Below are 25,479 nucleotides of genomic sequence, written 5' to 3'. Positions count from 1 at the left end.
TGTGTCTCAATGAGTTGGAATGAGGATTTCTATGTTTAGCGGACAGTAATAATAGAAATTAGCGGTAACGCACCGGAACACTCTCACTTTTGGATGGAAAACTGCTTTTTTCCATCTTCGAAAGGTAAATTGGGAAGCTATCTTTGCGTGGCAGACAAATACTGCAATCCCATAAATGGCACACAGGCAGCATATGGTTTTGGTGTCCTCCCTGAGAAAGAATAAAGAAAGAAGAACAGAGAATATGCAACTTATTCAAAAATCAATCCCCAAACGTCTCTATAGAGGTGCCGACAGCGTCTCTATAGAGGCGTTAAGTGTGTCTCTATAGAGACGTAACACACAACTCTATAGAGACGTAATACACAACTCTATAGAGACGTAACGCACAGCTCTATAGAGACGTAACGCACAGCTCTATAGAGGCGTACGAGGGGGGATTATTTACCGTAAAATAAAGACATAAAAGCATCAGGTGAACACACAAGGGCATCAGGTGTAAAGTAAAAACATAAAAACATTAGGAGGGAAACAGTATGACAGTAAGTTACAAACTCGTCAAGAGAAAGAATCCACAGAAGAAAGGAGATCCTGCAAAATGGTATGCCACCCCGAACAGCTCGCGTCCGCTGCCACCCAAGGCCATGACGCGCTCTGCAACGGCAAACACCACGCTGGCGCCGTCGGAGCTGGAGGCTGCGATGGAGCTGTTGGCGTCATTCATTCCGCAGCAGTTGCAACAGGGACACACGGTGAGCGTTCCGGGATTGGGCAATTTCCGCCTGACCTTCAGGAGCAAGGGTGCATCGGAAATCAACGATTTCGACCCGATTCGGATGATTCATTCGCCCCGCATCCTCTTTACGCCGGCTGCCGAACTGAAGGATCGCGCGCTGCGCGGCTTGCGGTTTGAAAACGGCGGTGTGCTGGAGAACAAAGTGAACTATGCTTCCCTGGCCGATTACAACAAGGCAAAGGGTCTGACGGGCAAGCCGGGAACGGGTGATCCGGGAACAGGCAATCCGGGAGCGGGTGGTTCGGGAACGGGTGGCGACCCCAATCCATAACGCGAAACTTACGGAGCGTTGCCACGGAGAGCGACCGGAGGGTTTCCGCCGATTGAGATGCGTGGCAACAGCCTCGGAAAAGAAATGGGTGGAACAGCGGTTCTTACCTTTAGTTAGATGATAATTTAAGTTACAAAAAGTAACTATTCATTTTTTTTTGTAACCAGAGGCGGACTGTCGTGAGGACAGCCCGCTTTTCTGTTTTTACGGATGGGGGTTTCATGGCTTTGGTTTTTCTTCTCCGTCGGTGGTCAGCAGTATTTCCTTGTTGCCGTAGCGTGCCTCGAAGTATGGGGGCGATTCGCGCAGGGCTATGCTGTCGTATTTGAAAGGAGTAACGGGGGTGTCCTTCCCATCGGGTAGCACCAATCCCATCTTGCCCTCGAGTTGTGCGATGATGGGCATGGTTCGGAGGTCGTCCACATAAACATAGCAGGTGCGCAGAAATTCATACTTCGGACTGAGGATGACATTTCCCCTGTGGTCGATGATGCCGAATTTCCCATTGCGTTCCACCACCTGATGTTGCTGTATGTAACATTCGCGTATCATTTTCAGATAGCCCACCATGCGTCGCCTGTCGTTCACGAGGGTGAGGAAGTAGTCGAATGTGTCGGCATAGTTTGCCACTGCTCTCACCAGCACCATCTTGAAGTCTAATCCTTTGAGAGCTTTTCTGTTCAAGTCGAAATACAAGGCTATGGCTTTCTCCTTTTCCTCGAGCGATAGTTTTTCCAACTTCTCCTCCACCCTCATCATTTGTTCTTTCGAACCACTCATGCCCTTGATGTAGCGATGGATTTGTCGGCTCATTTCCTTGCATGCGAAATGTCTTATCTGCCTTTCCTCCACCGGGTCGGCATATTGATTGATGATATTCATTTGTTCGTTCATGGGTTTTTCCTCCCTTCGTGATATTGTTTCATGCAAGACACCCGGACAGAAATTGCAGAAGGGTGTGCTTGCCGTAAGGTTGCGTTCTGCCACTGTTTACGTGCAAATATACATGAAATTGCGGAAGAAACCAAATTATTTTTGTACTTTTGTATTCCTGTTTTTAATATGCTTTGACAAAAAGCCCATGAAGTTAGACAAGAATCCATCTGAAAGCCACATAGAGATGCGAGGAGTCCGGGTGAACAATCTGGATAATGTGGACGTGAACATTCCCCGCGACCGTTTCATCGTGATTGCCGGCGTTTCCGGTTCGGGGAAGTCGTCGTTGGCGTTCGACACCCTGTATGCCGAAGGACAGCGACGCTACGTGGAAAGTCTGTCTGCCTACGCCCGCCAGTTTCTCGGCAGGATGCAGAAGCCCGAAGTGGACTTCATCGAAGGGTTGCCGCCCGCCATCGCCATCGAGCAGAAAGTGATTGCGCGCAATCCTCGTTCCACGGTGGGCACCTCCACGGAGATTTACGAATACCTCCGGTTGCTTTATTCGCGCATTGGCAGAACCTTCAGTCCCATTAGTGGAAACGAAGTGAAGAAACACTCTGCCGGCGACGTTGTGGAGAAAGTTCTCTCGTTTGCCAAAGGCACGAAATTCTATCTCCTCGCTCCCCTTCAGGTGCACGAAGGGAGGAGTGTGAGGGAACAGCTGGAAATGGCGATGCAGCAAGGCTATGCACGGCTCTTTGCGGATGGCGAAGTGGTCCGGATAGACGATTGGCTCAAAGACGGGGAGGAAGCAGAACACGGCACTGCCGACGTCTGCCTTGTCATCGACCGTCTGACGGCAGATGACAGCCAAGACGCCGTGTCGCGCCTCACCGACTCGTGCGAGACCGCATTCCACGAGGGAGACGGAAAGCTGCGCCTCGTGGTTCTGCCGTCGCGCCTCACCTACGAGTTCTCCACGCGCTTCGAAGCAGACGGGATGCAATTTGAAGAACCCACCGACAATCTGTTCTCCTACAGTTCTCCGCTCGGTGCCTGCCCCACCTGCGAAGGCTTCGGAAAAGTGATGGGGATTGACGAACGACTCGTGATTCCGAACAGTTCGCTGTCGGTTTACGAAGGTTGCGTGCAATGTTGGCATGGAGAGAAGATGAAGTCGTGGAAAGAAGCCTTTTGCAGACTTGCCGCCAAAGACGATTTCCCCATCTTCAAGCCCTATTACGAACTGACTCGTCAGGAGAAAGATGCCTTGTGGCACGGACTTCCCCATGAAGCAAGCCTGAAGCCCGACGAAAGAGTTTGCATCGACTCGTTCTTCCGAATGGTGAGAGACAACCAGTACAAAATACAGTATCGGGTGATGATGCACCGCTACAGGGGAAAGACCACCTGCAAGGATTGTAACGGCAAACGACTGAAGAAGGAAGCCACATGGGTGAAGATAGATGGGATGGCTATCACGGATTTGGTGGAAATGCCCATTGCGGCACTGAAAGACCGGTTCGACCATCTGGAACTGACCGAAACCGAGCTGAAGATAGGCAAACGCCTGTTGACGGAAATCAAAAGCAGGCTGCAATTTCTCGTTGATGTGGGATTGGGCTATCTCACCTTGAATCGTGCATCGAACACACTGAGCGGTGGCGAGAGCCAACGCATCAATCTTACCACATCGCTGGGTTCATCGCTGATAGGGTCGCTCTACATACTGGATGAGCCTTCCATCGGGCTGCACAGCCGGGACACCGACCGTCTCATCCACGTGCTGAAAGAATTGCAGACCATGGGGAACACCGTGATAGTGGTGGAACATGACGAGGAAATCATCAGAGCGGCAGACTACCTGATAGACGTGGGGCCCGATGCGGGCAGACTGGGTGGAAAGATAGTTTATGCAGGACGCATCCCGGAGAAAACAAATGATGAGCAGAAGAAGCAAAGGCTGTTGAAAGAGTTTCCGGGTTCGCACACCCTGAAATACCTCATGGGGGAAGAGACGATTGAAGTGCCGAAAAGCAGGAGGCAATGGAATCGGTTCATCGAGATAAAAGGGTGCAGAATGAACAATCTGAAAGGGATTGACGCCACCATTCCATTAAACGTCTTCACGGTGGTAACAGGGGTCAGCGGAAGCGGAAAATCATCGCTGATAAAAGGTACGCTCTACCCCGCACTGAAGCGTATGCTGGACGAAGTGGCAGATGTGCCGGGCGAATACGCCTCGTTAGGCGGAGACGTGAGCAATGTGCGACACGTAGAGTTCGTGGACCAAAACCCAATAGGCAGAAGCACACGCTCCAACCCTGCCACCTACGTGAAAGCCTACGATGAAATCAGGAAGCTCTTCGCCGAGCAACCACTTTCCAAACAGATGGGGTTTGCGCCGCAATACTTCTCATTCAACACCGAAGGCGGCAGATGCGAGGAATGTAAGGGTGCGGGCGTGGTAACGATAGAAATGCAGTTCATGGCAGACTTAGAACTCGAATGTGAGGCGTGCCATGGAAAACGCTTCAAGAAAGAAATCCTCGATGTAACTTTCAACGGAAAGAACATCAACGACGTGCTCGACATGACTGTATCGGAAGCCATCGCCTTCTTCGGGAAATACAAGAAAAAAAACATTGTGGAAAGGCTCAAGCCCTTGGAAGACGTGGGGCTGGGATACATAAGACTCGGACAAAGTTCCTCCACCCTGTCGGGTGGCGAAAACCAAAGAGTGAAACTTGCCTATTTCATCGGACAAAGAAACCAAGAGCCTACCCTATTCATGTTTGACGAACCTACCACCGGACTACATTTCCACGACATCAAACGACTGCTGGGTGCTTTCGATGCCCTGATAGAGAGGGGGCACAGCGTCTTGGTGATAGAACATAACTTGGAAGTGATAAAGTGTGCGGATTACATCTTGGACATAGGTCCGGACGGAGGCGACAAGGGGGGGAAGTTGGTGGCGAAAGGAACACCGGAGGAAGTGGCGAAGAACAGCAACAGCATAACCGGAAAATATCTGCTTGACAAATTGTAGCCAATGAGAGGGTGAACCATGCCTCACCCATAAGTTTACGATGGACTAAAAACCCACAGATTGAAATCGACGAGTTTCATCCAATAGTGTCCTGAATATTCTTCATTCGTTTATCCAAAGCTTACCTTTTGCGTTCCAAAAGGTAAGCTTTTGCAATGCAAAAGGTCATGAATCGGAGTGCAAAAGCCAAGCTTTTAAATTGCAAATCATATTACCCTGATTATCAATGGATTATGAAACGCTTCCCGGATGCGGTTTTTGTAATGTAATTTCGCGGTTCCGGTCGGGTCGAATGTTCGCTGCCAAGAGCCTGTTTATCATTACCAGAATACGATTTGGAGTCATGAGGAGATATGTGTTATTCAACATTGGAACAAAATACATCAAGTCTCATGATTTGATGAAACTTTGCGTGGGGCACAAAATTATTTAGGAAACTATTGATTATTATCAGTATTTTCAGATAATACTTTGCCATATAATGTTTTCTTATTAACTTTACAATCAGAAAATCTAAGCAACTGCTTCCCATGAACAAACCATTAACTGTATATAAGGCTTCCGCGGGCTCAGGGAAAACATTTACCCTGACCGTGGAATACATTTCCATCCTTGTGGCAAATCCGGAAGATTATCGAAAAATCTTGGCTGTTACATTCACTAATAAAGCTACGATGGAAATGAAAGAGAGGATCATGTCACAACTCTATGGCATAGCCAAAGGGCTGAAATCTTCGGACGATTATTTTCGTCAAGTAAAGGAGCGTACTCGCCTCAGCGATGTCGTTATAAGAAAAAATGCGCAAATGGCATTAACTCTGCTGACTCACAAATACAATAATTTTAGGGTTCAGACAATTGATTCTTTTTTTCAACATATTTTGCGTAATCTAGCACATGAGTTAAATCTTACGGCTAACCTGAAGATTGACCTTAACGATGAGCAAATAGAAGCTAAAGCCGTTGATGAACTTGTAGAAAACCTGGAACAGGGACAGCCGATACTGTCATGGATTCGCGATTATATCGATGAAAACATAGAGGATGACAAGGGATGGAATGTACTCGGGAAAATAAAGGAATTTGGGAAAAACATATTTAAGGAATTCTATAAGGAGCACGAAAAATCGTTCAACATCTTATTCAAGGACGAAGATGCTTTCAATAATTATACGAGACAACTGCGACTGCGCAGAAATCAGCTTCAGAAAGAAATGAATGATATTGCGCAAGACATCGTAAAGGACATTTGCCATAATCACGTTGATGACAGTTCTTATTTCACGCGCTGGCTGTATGCCTATATCAACAAACGAGTAAACGGAAAGATAACAAATGAAAACACTCCAAAATATGTTACGACTTGTATAGAGAATCCGGAAAAGTGGACAAGCTCTAAATGTCCATTGCTAGAGAAAACGACAATTAGGGAATTGGCATCGTCGAAACTCTGTAAAAAACTTCAGTTACTCGAATCGAAACGTCTTGAAAATTGGAAAGAATATCAATCCATCGTCCTTACGTTGGCTCATTTGTCTCAACTAAGGTTGCTTCACGCAATCTCCAACAAAGTAAACGAGATAAATAGAGATTCCAATAGGTTCATGCTCAGCAATACACAGTCGTTAATCAAGGAGTTAATCGTCGATTCAGATACTCCTTTCATTTTTGAGAAGATAGGAACCAGGCTGAAACATATCATGATAGATGAGTTTCAGGACACAAGCACCATTCAATGGTCGAACTTTAAGAATCTATTGGAGAACTGTATCGCGCAAGTCGGATCCCAAAATCTCATCGTGGGAGATATTAAACAAAGTATATATCGCTGGAGACAAGGCGACTGGCAACTACTTCATAACATTGATAAAGGTTTTCATCAGGAAATTATTCAAATAGAGTCGAAAAGAGAGAACTACAGGTCGGAAGAAGTTATCGTCAATTTCAATAACGCCCTATTCGAGCAACTGGTAAAAGTAACAGAAACCGAACTGCGAAGCGATGGTATAGAAGAAGCCGAAATATTGAAGAAAGCTTATGAAGACGTGGAACAAAGGGTGAATAAAAAAGGAAGCAATGGATATGTAACCATTGACCTCTATCCCGACAAAAAAGCGACCTATCGGGACAATGTTTTACAGCAGCTGACCGATACGGTGAAGGAATTGTTGGAGAAAGGATATAAACAAAACGACATTGCCATACTTGTACGCTCGAAGAATGTTATTCAGGATATTGCAGATACATTCATTCGTACATTTAAGGGAAAAATAAATTTAGTCTCCGATGAGGCGTTCCGTCTGGACGCTTCGCTATCGGTAAACATTTTGATAGACGCGCTTCATCTCTTGACGCATCCTGACGATATGCTGACAAGGGGAAGACTTGTGAAAGCTTACCGACAGAAAGTGCTAAAACAAAAAGTTAAGGACAGCGAGCTTTTAGTTTGTCCCACTTGCCCCACTGTCAAAGGAGAAACCGTTGGAACAAAACAGGATCTAAAACAGAAAAGTATCGAAAGACAGAAAAGAAAATTAAATGACTCGCTTCCTGAAGAATACGTGGAAAAGCAAGAACAACTCTTGGAAAAGCCTTTGCTTGACTTGGTTGATAAACTTTTCATGCTTTTCCGGCTTGATACGCTCAAAGAACAAAGTGCGTATGTCTGCACTTTTTATGATACGCTCGCGGATTATTTACGAGAACACCCGGCTGACATAGACGATTTCATCAAAGAATGGGAGGAAACCATTTGCTCAAGAACCATACAAAGTGACGAAATAGAAGGAATTCGATTGATCACCATTCACAAAAGTAAGGGATTGGAATTCCCCAACGTCTTAGTCCCATTCTGCGATTGGACACTGGAACTGAACGATATTATATGGTGTGAAACCGATGACAAAGCCACACCTTATAACAAACTCCCACTCATACCCATTGATTATTCCAAAAATGCGATGATGGGTACTGTCTTTGATGAAGACTACAAACATGAACACTTTCAAAACACCATTGACAACTTAAATCTACTTTATGTGGCATTCACGCGCGCAGGAAGGAATTTATTCATAACAGGTAAGCGTATGAGTGATAAAACATATAAAGAGAAAGCAGCCGGTGGAACTACCAAAAACCGGTCGCAAGGCATTGAACTTGTACTGAGAGCGGGAAAGGATGACTCGCAAGATGCCAAAATAATAGAAAAAGAGTTAAAAGGCTGTATTCTTGATATCCCAACATCGCAAGATGAAGTCATACATTTTGAATATGGAGAATTGACTTCACCCAACAAAGATATCAACAAAGAAAAGGACGACAATCCATTTCTTACTTCTGTAGCCACTCAATACATCCAAGTGGAAACATTTCCACAAACCGTTTCTTTCAGACAGAGCAATAAAAGTCAAGAGTTCGTGAACGAAGAGAACTCCACTGAACTTGACAGATCCAGATATATTAAAGTGGGAAATATTCTTCATGAACTTTTCGCCACAATTTATACGCTTGACGACATTCCGGCAAAATTAAACGAGTTGGAACAAGAAGGGATTATCTACAATGACGAAATAACTACCAATGAACTCAGAGAAACCATCGAAAAATCATTGAGAAGCAATCAAGTGAAAGATTGGTTTTCAAAACGTTGGGAATTATATAATGAATGTACCATCCTACAATACGATGATAAAAATGAGGAGTTAATAGAGCAACGCCCCGATCGAGTCATGACCAACGGAGAAGAAACCATTGTGGTGGATTTTAAGTTTGGGAAAGAGAGGAAAGAGTACAAAGAACAAGTACAACGATACATGCGATTATTAACAAAGATGGGTTCAATGAATGTTAAAGGATATTTATGGTACGTCATGAGTGGAAATATAATCCAAGTAGCAGTATAACCTTTTTTACCTTAGTCAGCACTTATAATGAATACATTAATATCACACATAGCTAAAGATTTAATAACGAAATACGGCACAAACCTTGCGCACATCGCAATAGTTTTTCCAAACAAAAGAGCCGCGTTGTTTCTGAATCAAGAATTGGCAAAGCAAGCCGGACGACCGATATGGAGTCCTGCCTACATAACCATTTCCGAACTATTCAGGCAACAATCCGAACTAACCGTTGCCGATCCGATAAAAAGTTTGTGCGACCTTTTCAAAAGCTATGTTACCATAACTGGTCGAAATGATGACTTGGACGAGTTTTATGGATGGGGACAATTACTTCTTTCAGATTTCGATGACATTGACAAGAACATGGCAGACGCGAAACAGGTCTTCAAAAACGTTCAGGATATTCATGAGTTAGACTCCGTGGATTATCTCACCGAACATCAGAAAGAAGAGTTAAAACGATTTTTTGCAAACTTTATTGGCGACACAAGTATATTAAAAGAAAGGTTTATTACACTATGGAGCAAATTGTATGATATCTACGATGATTTCAAAACGCGTTTAAGAAAACAGAACTTGGCATACGAAGGTATGCTCTACCGCGAGGTAGTTGAAAAAAATAACTTCCCGAATCAATTTGAAAAGTACATATTCATTGGATTTAACGTTTTACAAAAGGTAGAACAATGTTTATTTTCCGCACTACAAAAAGAAGAAAAAGCAGTTTTTTATTGGGATTACGATAAATATTATCGAAAGGAGATAAATGAGGCAGGCACTTATATCAACCGCTGGCTTACACGTTTCCCCAACTCTTTAGACAATAACGATGATTCCATATACAATTGCTTTGAAAGCAAAAAGGACATTCAATTCATTTCTGCGCCTACCGAAAACCTGCAAGCACGATACATAACAAAGTGGTTGCGAGAAAACAACAGATACAAAGATGGCAAAAAGACAGCCATCGTGATGTGTGATGAGAATTTATTGCCTACCGTGGTTCACAGTGTGCCTCCCGATGTGGAAGACATCAATGTAACAACCGGGTTTCCCCTTCTACAAGCTCCCATCACATCGATGATTTCTCAACTTATCTCTCTGCAAACCGATGGCTTCTCCTTGAAGGAAAATGCTTTCAAATTGCACTATATCAATAGGGTTTTGAGACATCCATACGGTAAATATATATTGCCGGATGCTGAATTCACTCTTCAAAAGTTCAACAAAGAAAAAGCATTCTATATCAGCAGAATAGATAATTCAGAAATAAGATTTGTACCCCATGATGTTTCTCACATGCCTGAGTTCGTCGCTTGGCTTGCCAAGATAACACGAGACATAGCCGTGAATGGTACAAAACAAGACACACATCTTTTTCAAGAGTCAGCTTTCAGAATGTACACACTCCTAAATCGCGTTTCAGAATTGATGGGACAAGGTGATTTGGTAGCGGATATTACTGTTTTCAGGCGGTTACTTTCACAACTAACAGCCTCAACCAACATTCCTTTTCACGGAGAGCCCGCGAAAGGCGTACAAATCATGGGATTGCTGGAAACGCGCAACTTAGACTTTCAGCACGTACTGTTATTATCGTGTAACGAAGGAAATATGCCCAAAGGAGTGGATGACGTATCATTCATCCCCCATTTCATAAGACAAGCCTACGGACTAACCACAATCGATAATAAAATAGCGATTTACAGTTATTACTTTCATAGTTTGCTTCAACGTGCCACAGATATCACCATCCTCTACAACAATTCCACACAGGGCAGCAAAACTGGAGAAATGAGCAGGTTTATGCTCCAACTCCTTGTAGAGACAAATCACCCCATCAAACGTATTGCGCTGAAAGCGGGACAAGAACCCATGCAATGGCAGGTGTCACTCATAGAAAAAGACGAAATCATCGCAAAGAAACTCAATGACATTTCTTATATCTCGCCAACAGCCATCAATGCGTATCTGCGTTGTCCCATAACATTCTATTATAGATACATAGCGGGATTGACCGAGCCAATGGATAACGATGAGGATGATATTGATAACAGGATGTTTGGCAATATTTTCCATTGTGCGGCTCAACTAATGTATGAAGAGCTTTTACCGAAAGATAGAATAACAAAAGAAAATATCGAATACGTTCTAAAGACGGAGAAATCGGCAAAATCTTTTAGCGAGAGAAAAAGCAATGGGACATTAGACAGTGTCATAACTTCTGCATTCAACAAAGAGCTTTTCCGGCTTCCCTCCACATCAAAAAAGAAACCAAAACTTAACGGATTACAAGTATTGAATCAAGAGGTCATAAAAAAATACCTCCGACGGCTTCTTGTTCTGGATTTGAGAATTGCTCCGCTAAAAGTTATCAAACATGAGTATGATGTTTATAAAACCCTAAAGATAAAGATTGGTGATGAAGAAAAACAACTCACCATTGGGGGGAGAATAGACAGGTTGGACGAAATAAACTCCAACACGTCAATGCCAAGACTCAGGGTAGTAGATTATAAGACCGGTAACAAAGTGGCAGCCGAACTTAACAGTGTGAGCGACATATTCAATCCGGACAATGTACTCGAGAAAAAAAGTGATTATACATTACAGGCGTTGCTCTATAGCATTCTTACAACCGACGAAGACAATAAATATAACAAGGGGCATTTACCTGTAAGTCCTGCCTTGCTATTTATACAACACACCAATGCCAATGACTATAGCCCCATACTGTCGCTTGGAAGTAATGAAATTGAGAATGTGGCAGACTATGCAGAAGATTTTTATAAGCACTTGAATGGAGTCTTAGAGGAAATTTATAACATGGAAATACCATTCAAACCTACCAAAAATTTGAAGACCTGCGAGTATTGTCCTTACAAGCAAATGTGTGGCAGATAAAATCTTGAGAAACTGATATTCATCAGGCTGCTAAAACAAAACCGTGAATGATGATTATTCCTCAAAAAGGCGCCGTGGGAAAACCTCGAAAAAAGAACAAATGAAGAAAATTTATAAAGTATTGAATATCAGCTCCTAACAAGTCCCTTTTCAAAAGCTTACCTTTTGCATCACAAAAGCTTACCTTTTACCATTCAAAAGCTTACCTTTTGGATCGTAATACCTAAGCCATTGAAGCACGTCAAACCTATCGCCTTGCAGTCATGACACTTTACAACAGAAAAAAATATAAATCAGTCTTGAAGAAAACAAGGCGTATGGCAGAACCATCAAAAAACTTCAACAGACAACTACAAGCATTAATATTAAGCTGAAATATGGGAATTAACAAGAAAAATAGCTATCTTTGCAGCATAATCAAACAAGTGGTATATGAATACAATTGATACTAACACAAGTGAAGAGAAACGCAGCTTAAGTTTCGTAGAACAATTTGTAGAAGAAGATATAGTAGAGGGTAAAAATGGAAAGAGGATTCAAACCCGATTTCCACCGGAACCCAACGGATACTTGCATATTGGGCACGCAAAAGCGATATGTATGGATTTCGGTGTGGCGGAAAACTATAACGGAGTTTGCAATCTTCGCTTCGATGACACCAATCCAACTAAAGAAAACAACGAATACGTAGAAAACATTCTTCAGGATATCAGTTGGTTAGGATTCAAATGGGGCAATATCTATTATGCCAGTGATTATTTTGAGAAACTATGGGACTTCGCTATTTGGATGATAAAAAAAGGACTTGCCTATGTGGATGAACAAGATTCTGAAACCATCGCAAAGCAAAAAGGCACTCCCACACAAGCCGGCGTAGCTTCGCCTTATCGAAACCGTCCAATTGCCGAAAGTCTTGAACTATTCAAAAAAATGAATACGGCTGAAGCCGTGGAGGGCAGCATGGTGCTTAGGGCAAAATTGGACATGGCGAATCCCAACATGCACTTCCGCGACCCCATCATTTACCGTATCATACACACCCCTCACCATCGTACGGGAAACAAATGGCATTGTTACCCAATGTATGATTTCGCACATGGGCAGAGCGATTATTTCGAGGGGGTAACCCATTCGATTTGCACCTTAGAGTTCGTACCTCACCGTCCTCTCTATGACAAATTAATAGATTTTCTCAAGGAATATGACGGCACTGCCGATCATCTTCATGATAATCGCCCAAGGCAGATTGAGTTCAACAGATTGAACCTTACCTACACGGTGATGTCGAAAAGAAAATTGCACACGCTTGTAGATGAAAATTTTGTGAAGGGATGGGACGATCCACGCATGCCAACTTTATGTGGTATGCGACGACGAGGTTATTCACCGGAATCTATCAGAGCATTTATCCGATCAATTGGATATACCAAATTCGATGCGCTCAATGATGTGGCATTGCTTGAGGCAGCTGTTCGAGACGACTTAAACAAAAAAGCCACTCGAGTTAGTGCGGTACTTGACCCCGTGAAACTTGTCATTACTAACTATCCTGAAGGTAAGACAGAAGAAATGAAAGCAGTGAATAATCCGGAGAATGAAGCAGAAGGAGCGCATATCATATCTTTTTCCAAGAATCTATGGATTGAACGTGCCGATTTCATGGAAGACGCACCGAGAAAGTTCTTCCGAATGACTCCCGGTAAGGAGGTTCGCCTAAAGAATGCCTATATTGTTATGTGTACAGGCTGCACAAAAGATGCTGAAGGTAATATTGTTGAAATCCAAGCGGAATATGATCCAAACAGCAAAAGTGGTATGGATGGTGCGAACCGGAAAGTAAAAGGAACTCTGCATTGGGTAAGTGCCGATCACTGCTTGAAAGCTGAAGTCCGCGAATACGACAGATTATTCATGGTTGAAAACCCAGCTGCAGATGAAAGAGATTTTAGAGAACTTCTCAACCCTGACAGCCTGAAAACACACGACAATTGTTATGTTGAAAACTTCCTCATCGAGAAAAAACCGGGTGATTATCTGCAATTCCAAAGAATTGGTTATTTCATGATGGATCCGGATTCTACGGATAATCATTTGGTGTTCAACAAAACTGTTGGTTTGAAAGATACATGGGCAAAAGCTAACAATAAAAAATAAGAAGCCGGGAAATTGGATAGTTATTATAAATCTGAAAAATTCAAAAACATTCTTCGGGAATACGAAGAAGGGGGAGAACAAGCATTCAGTTCCTTCCTCGACTCAGAAGAATTGACCGACATAGCCGAATACTATCATCTTAAAGGCAATGTGGAGAAAGCTACTGAGGCTGCCCTTTACGCCCTTCAGATATATCCGGGGGCAGTCTCTCCACTTGCGTTTCTTTCCAGATTTGCGCTGCTGACGGAAAACAATCCGGAAAAAGCAGAAGAATTGGCAGAGAAAATCATCGACAAGAGTGATCCGGAATATTTCTATTTGAAGGCGGAAATTCTCTTGGCAAGTGGAAAAACCGAAGAAGCCGACCTATATCTTCATGACTGTTTGGAGAGTACAGACGAAGAGGATAAAGAGGATTTCATTATTGATGTCGCCACTTTATTTGCCGATTACGATGAAGACCGGAAGACAGAAGAATGGCTTAACATTTCAAATATGAAAGAAAGCAGTCCTTTCCGAGAAATCCAAGCAAGACTTCTGAATATTCGTGGGAAATACGAAGAAAGCGAAAAAATATTAAATGAGCTTTTAGATGAAAATCCATATTCAGGCATCTACTGGAACAGCTTGGCACAAAATCAATTCTTAAGAAACAACTTCCAAGAATCTGTTACGTCAAGCGAATACTCCATAGCCATCAACCCTGACGATGACGAGGCACTTCTGAACAAGGCCAACAGCCTATATAGTTTGGGAAATTACAAAGACGCGATAGAGTATTATAATAAGTACAAGAAAGCAGGGAATAATAACGACCAACACATTATCAGTGTTACCATCGGACATTTATACCTACTCCTTAACAACATGCAAGAAGCCTACAATTATTTCTCACTGGCTCTAAAAGAATCGAAAGAGACGGCTGTTACCTTGATACATATAGCGATTTCGGCATTTGATAACGGCTACTTGGAGTTTGCATACCAATTACTAAGTAGAAATTTACCCAAGGTAGGAAATAATTGGAACTTCGGTTATGCTCATTTGGCACGCTGCTGCTTCGAGTTAGGGTACCAAGATGAATATGAGCAAAGGTTGAAAACAGCCATCAAAAAAAACCAAAAAGAGTGTAAAGAAATACTGGAAGATCTATATCCTAAGAACACTCTTCCAAAGGATTATCCCAACTTCCGCCCTCGGGAGAATAATAGTGAATAGCAAGAATAATACCCATATGGGGAATTTATTTATAATATAAAAAAGAATTTAAGATATATGAGTTTCATATCCTCCCTTCTATCCCAACTTAATTACGGAACAATATTTCTTCTGATGTTGCTGGAAAGTACCGTAATTCCAGTTCCTTCCGAATTGGTTGTCGCACCGGCAGCCTATCATGCAGCCGGAGGAAATATTAACATTTGGTTGGTCATTCTTTTTTCCACATTGGGAGCCAACTGCGGAGCCTCCATTAATTATTGGGCGGGGTGGTATTTGGGACGACCGCTCATCTATAAGTTCGCAAATAGTAAATGGGGACACTTATGCTTGTTGAATCAAGAAAAAGTCGAGAAGAGTGAAAAGTACTTCTATAATCATGGTGTTGTAGCCACTTTGACAGGAAGACTTATTCCCGGTATTAGACATCTTATCTCTATTCCCGCCGGACTCGCGAAGATGAACTATTGGAAATTCTTACTCTATACAACGATTGGTGCCGGTCTATGGCATACTATCCTTGCATTATTGGGATATTATCTCCACACGTTTGTTCCGGAAGATCAATTAAATAACAAAATAATGGAATACGGAGAATATATTAAATTCACGATTATAGGGATTTTAGTAATTGTGGTCGGCTATTTCTTTATTAAATGGTCGATAAAACGAAATAGTAATAAGACTATCACAGAAGCTAACGAAAAATAATTATTCAGCATCTAACGTTCAATCAAAATCTAAATCATTATGGCAACAAACGGGAAATACATGGAAGAAATTGCTCACGAGCAAATATTGACTGACACAGAGGAACGTGAACTTGCGGCTAAGATAAAATTGGGAGATGCAAAAGCATTGGAGAAACTAACGAAAGCTAACCTCAGATTTGTTGTAAGTCTTGCTCATCAATATCGTAACGAAGGCTTGAGCGAGAACGATCTCATCAGTGAAGGCAATATAGGTATGATGCATGCCGCCCAAAAGTTTGATGGAGAAAAAGGAAGTCGTTTCGTAAATTTTGCAGCTACTTATATCAGACATGCGATGGAGGAAGCTATAAAAGAGCAAACCAGCCTATACAAAGTTCCAAAGACTGAAAAAAGACCTTTTGAACACAAGCGCGCACATGCCATATCCATTGATCAGCCCGTACCCATTGGAAGCAATAATAATTTTACATTGCAAAATGTATTAGAAAACACCAATGCTAGTCATGCCGATGAACACCTTAATCGCAAGATTCTCAAATCTGAAATAGAACAAGGAATGAACGTGCTCGATGCAAGAGAAAGAAAAATAATTAGTCTTATTTATGGTCTGAAAGAAGGTAGTAATTATACAATGGCGGAAATTGGAGAAATGATGGGCTTAAAAAGAGAGCGCGTCAGACAAATAAGAGATAAAGCTATCCGCAAATTGAAGAAAAGATTGAAATAACAAAAGCAATACATTTTAATCTCGTCTCCAAGTTCTATCATAATTCATCTTATTATGATAGTTTTGAACCAATCACGTAAAATACCTTTATGCTGGTTTTGACTGTCAGCACAAAGAATTAGCACTTGCGAACCATCTATAAGTTTTGGTCCAAGACACATTCCCTCATAATTGGCTAAATTTTGGTGGAAAACAGATAACTTGGTTTTCCACTGACACATCAGTGTTTTAGGGATGGGTATAAGGTTTTCATGCAAAGGTTTCGTGCTATCAATAGGAATACCTCGCAACGGATTCACAATATATATCTTATTACAAACAAAAGATCCGATTTTATTTTTTGAAACAAAGAACTCGCGTTCTAAAACAAGTAACCGACCATCATCCATTGCAGCTAAATCAGAAACCCCAAGCGCATAATTTCTTGCCAACACACTTGTAGATGGGGGATCCATTTCATAAAAATATTGGTTGAAACATTGAAAGTTTTTATCAAAAGATTGCAAACGAAGCCTATTGCTTAGACAGTTATTGGTATCTGCTTGTTTTCCGTCAGCAGGCAATGTGCTCTCGGTAGTTGTCCAAAATAAACCGGTCATATGATTATATGTAAGCGATTCTATCCCATAACTTGCTGATGCTTGGGCAAAAAATTCAGGAAGCCGGATACGCCTTCCTGTTAGTTCTCCTTGTATATTATATTCACAAATAGAATTGTCGCCTTCTCGCGCAATGAAAACAGAACTATCCGGATGGTAAAAAGCAATTCCCTCTTCGTCATGATTAGCCTCCGAAGAACTTCTAAAGCCTTTGTAACTTGCATTAATAATTTCTCCTGAAACAGAATCAAGCACAAGCTCTATCAAATGAAAACCGCTGTTTTCGGTCTTGTCGGAAACAAGGGCATAATTATTTCCTCCCAACCACGTTATACCGCTGTAATTGCCTTTAGGCAATGAGTTAAAATATCGTTGAGAATTGATTCGTTTTATCTCCAACTTGTCCTGGGCAAACAAATTAATGAATATCGAACTGACAATAAGTACTGCTAAAACTTTCAAATACTCATGCAATTTACCTCCTTTGCCCATATACAATATTTCTTTCAACCTATTATATTTTGAACGCAAATTTACATAAAAATCGCGATATATAAGCTAGTGGGAATAAAAAACGGGAAATAAATTCTCGAAACTCCCATCTCTTTTGTCGGTAAAAGTTTCAAGACCTGCATAGGCACATCCGCTGAGAAAACGTTCATTACAAGGACTTCGATAACAGAATCGAGACATCCGCCTAAAACTGATGACACGATATACTCGTCCATGGGAAGGCTACTAACTTTGTGATGACATGTGAGACCTCGATTTGCAAATTAACCAACGACGTGAACGCGATGGAATCCGGTGTGCGCCCTGAGTTCGAAGAGGAAAGTTAGATAAATCCAATAATGTCCTAAATATTCATCATTCATCCACCCAAAACTTAGCTCTCACTTTCCAAAAGCTTACCTTTTGCACTGCAAAAGGTCATGAATTGGAGGGCAAAAGCTAAGCTTTTAAATCGCAATTAATACCATCCTGATTATCAACAGATTACAAAGTGTGTCTCAAACACAGTTTTTGTAATATAATTTCATGGTGTCGGTCAGGTCAAACGTTCGCTATCAAGTGTCTGTTCACTAACACCTGAATACGAATTTGAGGTTATGATTAGAAAGAAAACACGTCAAGTCTTATGATTTATGCGATGTTTCGTAAGTTCTTGAAAAAATATTTAAGACACTATTGAGATAAATCCAATAATAATCATCTTTTTTTTTACAAACTATTTGTTATTTAATATTTTTTTTCTATATTTGCACATGGTATTAGTACTGTGCAAATAAGTCAAATTTAAGGATAAACAAGATGTCAATTTCAAAAACAAGGCAAAAATTAGTAGATGTTGCACGCCAATTGTTTGCAAAGAACGGAATAGCAAATACCACAATGAACGATATTGCTAAGGCTTCCGGAAAAGGACGGCGTACGCTCTATACATATTTCAAAAGCAAAGACGATGTATATTTTGCAGTTATTGAGGCTGAACTTGAACGCTTGTCTGATAAACTTGATGAAGTCGCAGCTAAGAAGATTCCACCTCATGACAAGATTATTGAGCTGATTTATACACATTTAAGCATGATAAAAGAAACAGTTATGCGAAATGGCAATTTAAGAGCAGAATTTTTCAGAAACATTTGGATGGTTGAGAAAGTAAGAAAGAATTTTGATGAGGATGAAATAGAACTTTTTCAAAAGGTATATACAGAAGCTAAAGCCGATGGAGACTTTGACATCGACAATGTAAAATTGGTAGCCGATATTACCCATTATTGCATAAAAGGTCTTGAAGTTCCTTTTATTTACGGACGATTGGGACACGGCTTAACAGAAGAGACAAGCCGACCATTGGTTGCAAAAGTTGTGTATGGAGCATTAGGAAACAAGAATTCGAGACAAGGTTCTGACAACACTCCCCTTTAATTCTAAAATGAAAACAAAACAAATACGATAAAATAAAAAATGAAATTATTAAACGGAAAGACAGCACTTATTACAGGTGCAGCAAGAGGTATAGGAAATGCGATTGCACTGAAGTTCGCGAAAGAAGGTGCGAACATCGCATTTACAGACTTGGCAATTGATGAAAACGCAAAAGCCGCAGAAGTGGAAATCACTGCTCTCGGAGTTAAATGCAAAGGATATGCGAGCAATGCCGCAGATTTCACTCAAACAGAAGAGGTTGTAAAATTAATAAAAGAAGATTTCGGTACCATTGATATATTAGTCAATAATGCCGGTATAACAAAAGATAGCTTGATGCTTCGAATGACAGAAGCTCAATGGGATGCGGTTATAGGCGTAAATCTTAAGAGTGCTTTTAACTTCATCCATGCCTGCCTGCCCATCATGTTGCGCCAACGCAAAGGCAGTATCATCAATATGGCAAGTGTGGTAGGTGTTCACGGCAATGCCGGACAAGCCAACTACGCAGCTTCCAAAGCCGGAATGATAGCACTTGCAAAATCGATTGCGCAAGAAATGGGTCCAAAAGGTATTCGCGCGAACGCTATCGCTCCCGGATTCATTGATACGGCTATGACGCAACAGCTTTCTGAGGACATAAGAAAAGAGTGGACAAATAAGATACCCTTGCGAAGGGGCGGAACTACTGAGGACATCGCAAACACCGCGCTTTTCTTAGCTTCCGATCTTTCAGCGTATGTATCCGGACAAGTCATCCAAGTAGATGGTGGAATGAATATGTAATAAATAGCTCCCAAGCCCCATACATATGTGTGGGCTTGGGATTTCCTTACCTGCAATGAAAGTTCTGTATGAAGACAATCATATAATAATTGTCTATAAAGAAAGTGGTGAGATTGTACAGGGAGATAAAACAGGAGACTCCCCACTCTCAGAAAAAGTAAAAGTATGGTTGAAAGAGAAATACTCCAAACCCGGTAATGTTTTTCTTGGTGTCGTCCATCGTTTAGACCGACCTGTTGCCGGATTAGTAGTTTTCGCAAAAACATCAAAAGCCCTATCACGCCTCAATAAGATGTTTCGTGAGGGAGAAATCAAAAAAACATATTGGGCTATCGTACAAAATGCCCCAAAAGAAAAAGAGGGAACTATTACAAATTGGCTGATACGCAATGAGAAGCAGAATAAAAGCTATGCGTATCCACAAGAAATTCCTAATTCCAAAAAAGCCATTTTGCAATATCAGGTTATTAATGCTTCAGACCATTATACATTAATAGAAGTAAATTTACTAACAGGACGTCATCATCAAATCCGATGTCAATTGGCATACATAGGATGTCCTATCAAAGGAGATTTGAAATATGGGGCTAAAAGGTCTAATCCTGATGGCAGTATTTCATTGTTAAGCCATCATATCGAATTCACTCACCCTGTATCTAAAGAAACTATTTCCATCGAATCACCCCTACCTGACGATAATTTATGGAAAGGCATAAGCCACATAAACAATAAAAGATAGCACCATGCGAAGTGCTATCTCCTACTCTATTCAATATAATCTATCAAAATCCTATTCTTATTACTGATAAAGATAACGCTTAATCGACCGTTTGGGCGTCTTTTCAAATTCCTCTTTTAAGATTTCAAATTCCGAAACTTTACAATAATTAGGAATACTTTCATTTAATTGTGCTCGGTTTTCATCCATGATACTGGAAATATCATTATCGTTTAAGCCCAAACTTTTTGCTTCCTCATAATCCGGATATACCAATCCAACTAATTTCTCTGCTCGTTGAACAACAAGACACTCACTAACCAATGGAAGGGAATTAAGTTTATCTTCAACTTCTTCCGGATATATATTCTGCCCATTACTACCCAAAAGCATGTTTTTTGAACGCCCTTTTATAAATACATTACCTTCGCTGTCAATTGTCCCAAGATCCCCGGTATGAAACCATCCGTCTTCATCAATACAATTCTTTGTGTCCTCCTCATTCTTATAATATCCCAAGAGCACATTAGGACCCTTAGTAAGGATTTCACCAGGCGTGTTTTCCGGATCAGAGCTATCAATCTTTACCTGTTGATGTAAGGCGGCTCTTCCACAAGAGCCTTTTACAAATGTTTTCCAATCACTATAACAAATAATCGGAGCACACTCTGTAGTTCCATAGCCTACCGTATATGGGAAGCCTATATCTTTTAAGAAATCTTCTACCTCTCTATTCAAAGCTGCTCCGCCAACAATTATCTCATACAGATTCCCTCCGAACGCCTCATAAACTTGATCGCGAATCTTTTCCTTGACTTTTTTGTTTATCATTGGCATATTCAGCAAAAGTTTCATTCGATTATTTTGGATTTTAGGAAAAACCTTTTTGCGAATAATTTTTTCAATAATCAATGGAACGGCAATCATGATTACCGGCTTCACGTCTGCCAAAGCCTGGGCGATGATTGCAGGAGATGGCATACGCGTAAGGAAGAAAATATGTATGCCTTTAACGAATTCAAATATAAATTCAAAGGACATTCCATACATATGAGCCATGGGCAATATACTGATGACGTTATCGCCCTCTTTTACCAATCCGTCTAATGCATTAATCGCAAAATCAAGATTACTTGATAGAGCGCGATAAGGTATCATAACGCCTTTTGATCGCCCGGTAGTACCACTAGTATAATTTATCAAAGCAAGCTCATCCCCATAATGTTCATGATAGTAATGAACATGCTCTTGTCGGAAATACTTGGGATATTTCTTACCAAATATTTCATTCAAATGCTCACGAGCAAACGTGAGTTTCTCAGTTCTGCTTAAAATAAGTGATAAGTCCGGAAGATAAATAATACCTTCAAGATTCGGCATCTTTGTGGAATCAATCTGGGTTGATACCACATCCCCGACAAAAAGGATTTTCGCATCTGAGTGATTTACAATGTTATGAACCTGATCAGGCGTAAACTCATGAAGAATAGGCACAGCAACGGCACCATAGGTAAGAATAGCCAAAAAAGACGCTGCCCACATGGAAGAATTTCTACCACAGATAGCAATTTTATCACCTTTTTGTACACCACTCGCTTCAAACATGATATGAAGTTTCTCTATCTTACGAGCCACATCACGGTATTGAAGGGTTTTACCTTTATAATCTGTAAGAGCATCAAGATCCCAATTTTTGATAATGCTCTTCTCTATTATCTCATTAAAGCTCGGAAATTGTTCCATTACACGTTATAAATAATCGTTTGCAAAGATAGGTATTTATCTGCACATTTCAAAAAATAATGTGCAATATTTATTTTCTTTTGGCGATAATATATCTTATTTTGGCATATTGTTCTATTTTTTCTTCAAAGAAGAAGTCATCAAGTAAAAAACAAAACATAGTTTGACACTTTATAGTATTTACAAAGGAAAGATAACAAGGAGGAAAATAAATGTACAAGTGCATAAATTGGAATAAGATTTGAATATCACAGTAATCTTTTGAAGCCACTCTAATATAATTGCATCACATCGTCAAAAAAATAGTCTGATATTTTTGAAAAATAAATGCATAAAAATTTGGTACATATAAAAAAAAACTATATCTTTGCAAACGTTATCCTGAATACAATCTTTTTACCTTAAAAGACTAATACCTATTGAGATTGAGTGCCCATCGTTGCGAAACGTTGGGCATTTTTATATCATAAGCTATCATCCATATCTCCAAATAAGAATCAATAGCTTAGTCGAAATTTAGTGGGGAAAGCGTCTCTATATTGTTATCTTGAACCCACTTATATGTTAGATTTGTATTGAGTTACGGGTGATTTGTATTTAAAATACAAAAAAACATGAGAGTGCGATAATTTATTTTTCTATGTTTCCTTCAAGTAGTTACAATATTTAACAATATAAATTTGTAATTTATTTAAATTTCAATTACCTTTGCTGCAAGATTTTTAGTTAATAATTATAATTAAGACATTATGAAAAAATACGAATGCGAAACTTGTGGTTATGTATATGATCCGGAAGTAGGAGATCCTGATGGAGGAATCGCGCCGGGTACAGCTTTTGAAGACATACCTGATGATTGGGTTTGCCCACTTTGTGGAGTTGGAAAAGAAGACTTCATTGTAGTAGAGGAGTAATTCTAATTACGAACAAATAGAACAAGGTGCATTAAAATACTTCTTTGATGCACCTTTATTATTATGTATTATCATTGTAGTGATAAAGAGTAATTTCGGCTCAGTAGAAAGTCAGGAAAGAGCAGCCACTCGTTGGCATGTTCTGTCTGGTCCATTGAGAACTTCCTTGTATTGTTTCTCAAATGTGTGTCCGTCAATATGATAGTAATCCTCAAGCCGTTCGTCAAGACTGATATGAAACTCTGATCCGACCTCACGCCCAGAAACGATAGTAAAAAACTCTAATATTTGAGTGAGCAACACAAGAGTTGCCAAGGTGCGTAACATATTTTTCCATGATGCGAAGGTCGGAATTATTAATATAAATAATAAGTTATTCTCCACTAATCTTCCGCTGTGCCTACTCTCGTTCTTCATTCTCCGTTTCGTTATCAGCGATTTGAGCTATGGAGCGGGTTAAGGGAGAACTAAGTTGACACCATAAGGTTAGTTTTTAGCAGTCGCAGGCTTCTGCCAGAAATAGTCAGGGTCGCTCGTCAGCATTGTATCTTCTGTTGCCTTTGATGTGAATCCCTGTGGCACCAGTCCTATATAAGTCCTTTTTATGTCTCTGAAACGTGGTTCAGGATTAAAGCAATTGAAGTCAGTACATTCCAGCCAATAAAGGTTTTTGGCCATGTAGTAATCCAAATAATACTCTTTGTTGTATGTTTTCTTATTGTTCCAATTGGCATCCTCGTTCAGAACAAGGGGTTGGTTGGCAATCAGTCTGCTTCTCACTTCTTCAATGCTCAACAGATTTCCCTTATCGTCCTCTACATAGGCGTTGAAGGTGGGGTCCATCCAGAGCCATTTGTCAAGTTTTTGAGAATAGACGCAACAAATCACATGGCAATCGCTATCGTTGGCGTCTTGTGGCAGGCAGGTTACATAGCGGGCGGGATAACCCATTGCCAGATACATGCCGCAGAGTGTGATTGCGAGTTGGCGACAGTTCACGCCCTTGCCAGTCGTCTTGTGATAGTTGTAGATGTCTATAGGGTCGCTCTCGCAAAAGCCAAAGTTGCCGCCATCGTGCGGAATGGTATCGTGAACGAACTTCAGTATGTTTTTGAATTTGGAAATCTCGTCACCATTTCCCGCCACCGAGTCAAGGTTAAAGAAATTGCGGGTGTATTCCAAAGGGTAATTCTCTGGAGACTGGTATCTGAAATGGGGTAATGAATCAGTGTTTTCCTTGTTGTAACCCTTGCTGTGCTGCAAGATGAAAAGTTTGTCATACTGATGAATCGATTCCAATATCTTCTTGAATTTCTTGTCGTTTTGTATGTTCTTAAAATCTTCGTCATTCTTTGCGCTACGATAGTTGGTGTATCCGTAGGCAACACTCTGCCGAAAAGCATCAATCGCCTCTTTGCGTTTGTTGGCTAACGAATAGGAACAAGCCTGATTATAATAGAGGATGGCTACACTGTTCTTGATTGCTGCGCCATATTTCTCATTTTCTTCTTTCGACAATTCCATTCCATTCCAAATCTTCAACATTTGGTTGATGGACTGGATTGCTGCCGAATAGTCTTTGTTTTCGTATTGAGCTTTGTAGGCACTATCAAGAGGAGTTAGCTCTGCAATGAGTTTGTTCATTCGTTCCGAGTCTGTTTGCGCATGGGCTGACAATGCAGCGATAATCAAAGCAAAAAATAATAATAGGTCCTTTTTCATTGTTTTATGTATTTTTGTTTATATAAATGTTTCGGGCTGTACCTCCCATTCTCTTCAATTAAAAGCAATTTGTTCATTGCAGAAGCAAAGATAATCAATTCGTTTTCTTGTTCTACTACACTTTTGGGTAATTTTGAGGTGAACAAAAGAAAAACTACACTTTTGTGTAGTGAATGTAAGACATTTGTATAAATTTTTGTACTTTTGGACAGTAATTTAGTGATAGACATGACAAAGAAAGACGACTTTTTCATACCTTCCAACACGATAGGAAGAATAGAGAAGGTACTGTCCTATAAAAGTGTGTAAGCTCCTTTTTTCTTATCTTTGTATTTGTAAACCATAAAAAAGAAAAAAATGAAACTTACACATTCGCAAATTTCGGAAATTCTTTCGAATTACACAAGCAGCACCGAGGGTTTTGTTACCCTTCAGTCATTAATCATGAACTC

17 protein-coding genes and 1 pseudogene are annotated in these 25,479 nt (G+C 40.8%); 13 read left to right on the top strand and 5 right to left on the bottom strand.

The window, feature by feature from the left end:
• Nucleotides 1–536: 536 nt before the first annotated feature.
• The gene (locus ETF27_RS05755; RefSeq protein WP_147785577.1) at nt 537–1,067 is read left to right on the top strand and encodes an HU family DNA-binding protein; all 531 of its coding nucleotides are present in this window, start codon (nt 537–539) and stop codon (nt 1,065–1,067) included.
• 219 nt (nt 1,068–1,286) lie between these two features.
• Here ETF27_RS05755 and ETF27_RS05750 read toward each other — a convergent pair whose 3' ends face one another.
• Nucleotides 1,287–1,961 carry a hypothetical protein gene (locus ETF27_RS05750; RefSeq protein WP_147785578.1) on the bottom strand — a complete coding sequence of 225 codons (675 nt, stop codon included), beginning with the start codon at nt 1,959–1,961 and terminating at the stop codon, nt 1,287–1,289.
• Between the two features lie 187 nt (nt 1,962–2,148).
• On the opposite strand from ETF27_RS05750, the gene uvrA reads away from it, so the two are divergent.
• From uvrA to ETF27_RS05715, 7 genes are all read left to right on the top strand, one after another.
• Nucleotides 2,149–4,998 (top strand): excinuclease ABC subunit UvrA, encoded by a 2,850-nt coding sequence (gene uvrA / locus ETF27_RS05745; RefSeq protein ID WP_147785576.1) that lies wholly within the window; start codon nt 2,149–2,151, stop codon nt 4,996–4,998.
• 530 nt (nt 4,999–5,528) lie between these two features.
• A complete protein-coding gene (locus tag ETF27_RS05740) occupies nt 5,529–8,900 on the top strand; it encodes a UvrD-helicase domain-containing protein (protein ID WP_147785575.1) in 3,372 nt (1,123 codons plus the stop codon).
• 27 nt (nt 8,901–8,927) lie between these two features.
• Nucleotides 8,928–11,804, top strand: a complete 2,877-nt coding sequence (locus tag ETF27_RS05735) for a PD-(D/E)XK nuclease family protein (protein WP_130828826.1) — start codon at nt 8,928–8,930, stop codon at nt 11,802–11,804.
• A 432-nt stretch (nt 11,805–12,236) separates the two neighbouring features.
• Nucleotides 12,237–13,958, top strand: a complete 1,722-nt coding sequence (locus ETF27_RS05730) for a glutamine--tRNA ligase/YqeY domain fusion protein (RefSeq protein ID WP_130828824.1) — start codon at nt 12,237–12,239, stop codon at nt 13,956–13,958.
• Between the two features lie 12 nt (nt 13,959–13,970).
• Complete coding sequence (locus ETF27_RS05725; RefSeq protein WP_130828823.1) at nt 13,971–15,176, top strand: tetratricopeptide repeat protein; 1,206 nt, start codon at nt 13,971–13,973, stop codon at nt 15,174–15,176.
• A 57-nt stretch (nt 15,177–15,233) separates the two neighbouring features.
• Nucleotides 15,234–15,887: a DedA family protein gene (locus ETF27_RS05720; RefSeq protein WP_130828822.1), complete on the top strand. Its 654-nt coding sequence runs from the start codon at nt 15,234–15,236 to the stop codon at nt 15,885–15,887.
• Nucleotides 15,888–15,926: 39 nt separating this feature from the next.
• Nucleotides 15,927–16,616, top strand: a complete 690-nt coding sequence (locus ETF27_RS05715) for a sigma-70 family RNA polymerase sigma factor (protein WP_130828821.1) — start codon at nt 15,927–15,929, stop codon at nt 16,614–16,616.
• 44 nt (nt 16,617–16,660) lie between these two features.
• Here the strand turns inward: ETF27_RS05715 and ETF27_RS05710 are convergent, their stop codons facing one another.
• On the bottom strand, nt 16,661–17,707 hold the full coding sequence (locus ETF27_RS05710) for an esterase-like activity of phytase family protein (RefSeq protein ID WP_181951317.1): 1,047 nt from the start codon (nt 17,705–17,707) through the stop codon (nt 16,661–16,663).
• Between the two features lie 819 nt (nt 17,708–18,526).
• Here ETF27_RS05710 and ETF27_RS05705 point away from each other — a divergent pair.
• Genes ETF27_RS05705 through ETF27_RS05695 form a run of 3 tightly spaced genes read left to right on the top strand, consistent with a single transcriptional unit; the run spans nt 18,527 to nt 20,669 of the window.
• Entirely contained in the window at nt 18,527–19,144 is a 618-nt protein-coding gene (locus ETF27_RS05705) for a TetR/AcrR family transcriptional regulator (protein ID WP_130828820.1), read from the top strand.
• Between the two features lie 39 nt (nt 19,145–19,183).
• Entirely contained in the window at nt 19,184–19,930 is a 747-nt protein-coding gene (gene fabG, locus ETF27_RS05700; protein WP_130828819.1) for a 3-oxoacyl-[acyl-carrier-protein] reductase, read from the top strand.
• A gap of 55 nt (nt 19,931–19,985) precedes the next feature.
• Complete coding sequence (locus ETF27_RS05695; protein WP_130828818.1) at nt 19,986–20,669, top strand: RluA family pseudouridine synthase; 684 nt, start codon at nt 19,986–19,988, stop codon at nt 20,667–20,669.
• 60 nt (nt 20,670–20,729) lie between these two features.
• On the opposite strand, the gene ETF27_RS05690 is transcribed toward ETF27_RS05695, so the two are convergent.
• Complete coding sequence (locus ETF27_RS05690; RefSeq protein WP_130828817.1) at nt 20,730–22,391, bottom strand: AMP-binding protein; 1,662 nt, start codon at nt 22,389–22,391, stop codon at nt 20,730–20,732.
• Nucleotides 22,392–23,140: 749 nt separating this feature from the next.
• Between ETF27_RS05690 and rd the strand changes: the two genes are divergently transcribed.
• Nucleotides 23,141–23,305 (top strand): rubredoxin, encoded by a 165-nt coding sequence (gene rd / locus ETF27_RS05685; RefSeq protein ID WP_130828816.1) that lies wholly within the window; start codon nt 23,141–23,143, stop codon nt 23,303–23,305.
• A 111-nt stretch (nt 23,306–23,416) separates the two neighbouring features.
• Here rd and ETF27_RS11255 read toward each other — a convergent pair whose 3' ends face one another.
• Nucleotides 23,417–23,722, bottom strand: coding sequence for a hypothetical protein (locus tag ETF27_RS11255; RefSeq protein WP_162304001.1), 306 nt, complete (start codon nt 23,720–23,722; stop codon nt 23,417–23,419).
• A 69-nt stretch (nt 23,723–23,791) separates the two neighbouring features.
• Nucleotides 23,792–25,027 carry a transglutaminase-like domain-containing protein gene (locus tag ETF27_RS05680; RefSeq protein ID WP_130828815.1) on the bottom strand — a complete coding sequence of 412 codons (1,236 nt, stop codon included), beginning with the start codon at nt 25,025–25,027 and terminating at the stop codon, nt 23,792–23,794.
• Between the two features lie 357 nt (nt 25,028–25,384).
• On the opposite strand from ETF27_RS05680, the pseudogene ETF27_RS11810 reads away from it, so the two are divergent.
• Nucleotides 25,385–25,479, top strand: a pseudogene (locus ETF27_RS11810) (transposase); the annotation flags it as partial.

It is taken from the genome of Prevotella brunnea (assembly GCF_008016795.1).
In the GTDB taxonomy this organism is placed as follows: Bacteria; Bacteroidota; Bacteroidia; order Bacteroidales; family Bacteroidaceae; genus Prevotella; species Prevotella brunnea.
This window is presented reverse-complemented; position numbering and strand designations above follow the sequence as displayed.